Genomic DNA, 4,132 nt, shown 5'->3' with positions numbered 1-4,132 from the left:
CCATGCCATCCATCATCGTGCGCGACCTCGCCCTGACCCAAGAACTCGACAGCAAGTCCATGACCGCGGTGCGCGGCGGAAATTCCTGGCTGCAAGGACTGGGCCCGGTGGCCAACGTCAATGTCAACGTCAACCAGAACATCGCCCAGYTGCAAAGCATCAACGTGAACACGCTCAACAACGTCGGCGTGATCGGCTCCGGCTTCGGCCCGCTGAGCATCGACGTCAACCCGTCGCAATGGGCCGCCACCCACGCCAAGGTTTGAACGGCATGTGCCCCCGCATTGTGGAGGCCGCGAGGGTCCCACGGCCGCCTCGTGCGAAGGCACTACCAGGGGGTAAAACTGCAAGAAGGAGAGCGCGCGAAATCGGGGGCTAAGCGGACTTCAAGGTTGCTCCGGGAATGGCTGAAGTGGAAATCCGCGCCAGCGGGAGGGCGCGGTGGTCCAACCCCCCTCTTCCCACGCCGCTCAGGCCTGAACTTGGCTTTCGTCGCCAGCGCCCGGCGGGGTGGCCTCCGCCTGCGCTCGCCCGAGCGCCCGCTCTGTCTCGGACAGTTGCCGGCCGAGCGTGTCGCGCGCGGTCCGGAGCCGTCATAGTGGTCGAATGAGCCCCCGTTCTCCCAGGCAATCGGAATCTGCAGCGGGGTGACGTCACGGCTGCGCGACGCTATCATCGATACGTGTATCGATGACGCGCCATTGCGCGACCGGACAGGCATATGCAACGATGAGAATTGGTTATGTCGCCCAAGAGCCTGATGATGTTTCCCTTGACAAAATGTTCGACGACGTCCGTAGAGGCACTGGCCACGCAGATCCGCCGCCTGAATGCCGGCAAGGTGGTCATTATCGGGTCGATCCACTCAAGGCGCAGGCGCTGAGGGACAAGTTCGCCGCCGACGGCATGGTTGTGAACATGGCCGCAGGGTAAACGGCAAATCGACATTCGGATGATGCTGTTACCCACTTCCATGCGCCAACTCTATATCTGTGCCCTGCTGGTCGGAGGCATCCTGACCAATGCGCCCGCCCATGCGGATTCGTTCCCTGAGCGCCCGGTGCACCTTGTCGTTCCCTTCAGTCCGGGCGGGCTTAGCGATTCAATCGCGCGCATGATTGCAGACAAGCTGCGGCTCAGGCTAGGGCAGCCGGTGGTCATTGAAAACCGCCCCGGCGGGTCCACGCTGATAGGGGCGGAACATGTAGCAAAGGCACCCCCTGACGGCTACACGCTTCTCCTGGGCAGTTCCACCACTTTCTCCATGCTGCCGGCCCTACGGCCACGTCTGCCGATCGCGGCCGAGGACACGTGGGCGCCTGTCGCCATCGTCGGTGAGACCTCCATTGTCGTATCGACCCGCGCGGAGAACGCCACCATTGAGTCGTTCGCCAGCCTGCTGGCGCAAGCGCGCGCGCGGCCTGGCGCGGTCACGTATGGCACCACAGGCCCAGGGACGGCCCCCCACCTTGTGGGAGCGATGATTGCCTCTACCTTCCAAGTGGACATGACGCCTGTAGCCTATCGAGGCAGCATGCAGGTACTTGCCGATGTCATCGGTGGACAAATCGATCTGAGCCTCGATCCCTTTGCCGTTGCCAAACCGCTCATTGATGCCGGCCGGCTGAAACCGTTAGCAATCAGCAGTGCGGCACGGTTGCCTCAGTACAGCGCAGTTCCCACCTTTTCTGAAGTCGGTGTCACCATGTCGAGCGGCGCGTTCTGGTACGGCATAGCCGCCCCTCGCGGTACTCCGCAGAATGTCCTGGGGCGGCTGCGAGTGGAACTGCAGACGGTCCTGCAGAATCCGGAATTTCAGAATACGCTCGCCGAACGAGCTATTTTTGTCGGACATGGCCGCGCCGAGGATTTCCGCCAGCGCGTGCGCGCCGAGATCGCACAGTATCGGCAACTGGCAAGAGACGCGCGAATCAAGCTGGATTAAGCTCCCCCTATCTGGTCCACTTTGGACCGTTTGGGGATCAAGCGCGGTGCTCGTAGCCATCGACCAGCTATACGCCTGCCCTCGATCAGTGCAAGCTGGCCCACAATGCCCCGGCGGAACAGCAGGACGCAAGCGATAAAGATGACGCCCGTCACCATCGTGACCGACTCCCCCAGCGAGCCGAACCACGCGATGCCCGTGGCAGAAGCCAAGAAGCTGCCGATGGCGCCAAGCTTGGTCTCCAGCGCCACGACAACCAAGGCGCCGGCCAACGGCCCTGACAGCGTGCCCAGCCCGCCCACCAGCGTCATCAGGATCACCGAGCCCGACATCGCCCAATGCACGTCGGTCAGCGTGGCAAAGCCCAGCACCAGCGCCTTGATCGACCCGGCCAGCCCTGACAGCGCGGCGGACAGCACGAACGCCATCAGCTTGAAGCGGTCTGTGTCGTAGCCTAGCGAGACGGTGCGCGGTTCGTTCTCCTTGATGGCCTTCAGGATCTGGCCAAACGGGGAATGCACCGTACGCACGATCAGCGCAAACGCGGCCACGATGACGGCCAGCGCCACGTAGTACAGCGTCAGGTCGTCGGCCAGCGGCAGTACGCCGAACAGCTTGCCGCGCGGGATGGCCTGCAGGCCATCCTCGCCGCCCGTGGCTGGCGCTTGCAAGCAGACAAAGAACAGCATCTGCGCCAATGCCAGCGTGATCATCGAGAAATAGATGCCCTGGCGCCGGATCGCCAGCGTCCCCACCACGTAGCCGATCAAGCCGCCGGCCAGCGTCCCCAGCACCATTCCAGCTTCCGGCGTGACGCCCCACACTTTCATGGCATGGCCGGCGGCATAGCCCGCGCCGCCAAAGAAGGCGGCATGGCCGAACGACAGCAGCCCGGTATACCCGACCAGCAGGTTGAAGGCGCAGGCGAACAGCGCGAAGCACAGCACCTTGAGCACAAACACCGGATACGCCCCGGCCATCGGCGCCAGCATCAACGCCACCAGCAGCAATCCATACCACAGCTTCTTCTGCATGCCCCGCTCCTGTCTTGCGTTTCCTGCCTGTCCTGCCTCGCCCGCGGCCACCGCCGCGCCAGTTGGTTGATGCATCATCTCTCTCTCCCGAACAGCCCCGACGGGCGCAGCATCAGTACGATTGCCATGATGAGGAACACCACCGTGGCCGAAGCCTCGGGATAAAACATCTTGGTCAGCCCTTCGATCACGCCCAGGCCAAGGCCGGTCAGGATCGAACCCATGATCGAGCCCATGCCGCCGATCACCACCACGGCGAACACGATAATGATCAGGTTCTGCCCCATCAGCGGCGAGATCTGGATCACCGGCGCCGCCAGCACGCCTGCAAAGGCCGCCAGCGCCACCCCGAAGCCGTAGGTCAGCGTCACCATCAGCGGCACGTTGACGCCGAAGGCCTCGACTATCTTGGGATTCTCGGTGCCCGCACGCAGGTAGGCGCCCAGCCTGGTCTTCTCGATCAGGTACCAGGTGGAGAAGCACACCACCAGCGAAGCGGCCACCACCCAGGCGCGGTAGTTGGGCAGCATCATGAAGCCCAGGTTGGTGGCACCACCCAGTGACTCCGGTGCCGAGTACGGCAGCCCGGACACACCGTAGACCGAACGGAAGATGCCCTCGATCACCAGCGTGATGCCCAGCGTCAGGAGCAAACCGTAGATATGGTCGAGCTTGTAGATCCAGCGCAGCATCGTGCGCTCGATCACGATCCCGATCAGCGCCACCGCCAGCGGCGAGAGCACAAGCATCGCCCAGTAGCCGAGCCCGAGGTAGCTCATGCCCATCCAGGCCAGCACCGCGCCGAGCATGAACAGCGCCCCATGGGCAAAGTTGATGACGTTGAGCAGCCCGAAGATGACCGCCAGGCCAAGGCTCAGCATCGCGTAGAAAGCACCGTTGACCAGCCCCAGCAGCAACTGGGACAGCAAGGCGGGAAGGGGAAAATTCAGTATCGTCATAAAGCGTTCCTCACACCCCCAGCAACTCGTTCAGCACCGGCATCCTGGCCTGCAGCTCCGCGGCCGCGAAGCGCTCGACGATGGTGCCGTGTTCCATCACATAAAAGCGATCGGCCAGCGGCGCGGCGAAGCGGAAGTTCTGCTCCACCATCACCACCGTGTAGCCCTTCTTCTTGAGCATCAGGATCATGCGC

Annotated in this window: 5 protein-coding genes and 1 pseudogene; 3 read left to right on the top strand and 3 right to left on the bottom strand. The window is 63.2% G+C overall.

From position 1 onward, the window contains the following. The first annotated feature begins 2 nt into the window (after positions 1–2). The 3 genes from AC1DS6_RS42220 to AC1DS6_RS42210 all read left to right on the top strand — a co-directional run bounded on the left by AC1DS6_RS42220 (position 3) and on the right by AC1DS6_RS42210 (position 1,945). The gene (locus AC1DS6_RS42220; protein ID WP_045241194.1) at positions 3–266 is read left to right on the top strand and encodes a hypothetical protein; all 264 of its coding nucleotides are present in this window, start codon (positions 3–5) and stop codon (positions 264–266) included. A gap of 463 nt (positions 267–729) precedes the next feature. Next, positions 730–933, top strand: a complete 204-nt coding sequence (locus AC1DS6_RS42215; protein WP_441637586.1) for a hypothetical protein — start codon at positions 730–732, stop codon at positions 931–933. Positions 934–952: 19 nt separating this feature from the next. Beyond that, positions 953–1,945, top strand: a complete 993-nt coding sequence (locus tag AC1DS6_RS42210) for a Bug family tripartite tricarboxylate transporter substrate binding protein (RefSeq protein ID WP_441637584.1) — start codon at positions 953–955, stop codon at positions 1,943–1,945. On the opposite strand, the gene AC1DS6_RS42205 is transcribed toward AC1DS6_RS42210, so the two are convergent. The 3 genes and pseudogenes from AC1DS6_RS42205 to AC1DS6_RS42195 all read right to left on the bottom strand — a co-directional run. Then, the gene (locus tag AC1DS6_RS42205; protein WP_441637582.1) at positions 1,942–2,979 is read right to left on the bottom strand and encodes a branched-chain amino acid ABC transporter permease; all 1,038 of its coding nucleotides are present in this window, start codon (positions 2,977–2,979) and stop codon (positions 1,942–1,944) included. The two genes, AC1DS6_RS42210 and AC1DS6_RS42205, sit on opposite strands and share 4 nt — an antisense overlap. Positions 2,980–3,053: 74 nt before the next feature. Beyond that, the gene (locus tag AC1DS6_RS42200) at positions 3,054–3,938 is read right to left on the bottom strand and encodes a branched-chain amino acid ABC transporter permease (RefSeq protein WP_441637580.1); all 885 of its coding nucleotides are present in this window, start codon (positions 3,936–3,938) and stop codon (positions 3,054–3,056) included. A 10-nt stretch (positions 3,939–3,948) separates the two neighbouring features. Continuing rightward, a pseudogene (locus tag AC1DS6_RS42195) lies at positions 3,949–4,132 on the bottom strand (ABC transporter ATP-binding protein); the annotation flags it as partial.

It is taken from the genome of Cupriavidus sp. 05L310 (assembly GCF_056398185.1).
Note: the sequence above shows the minus strand (reverse complement) of the source record. Positions and strands in the feature narration are given on the sequence as shown.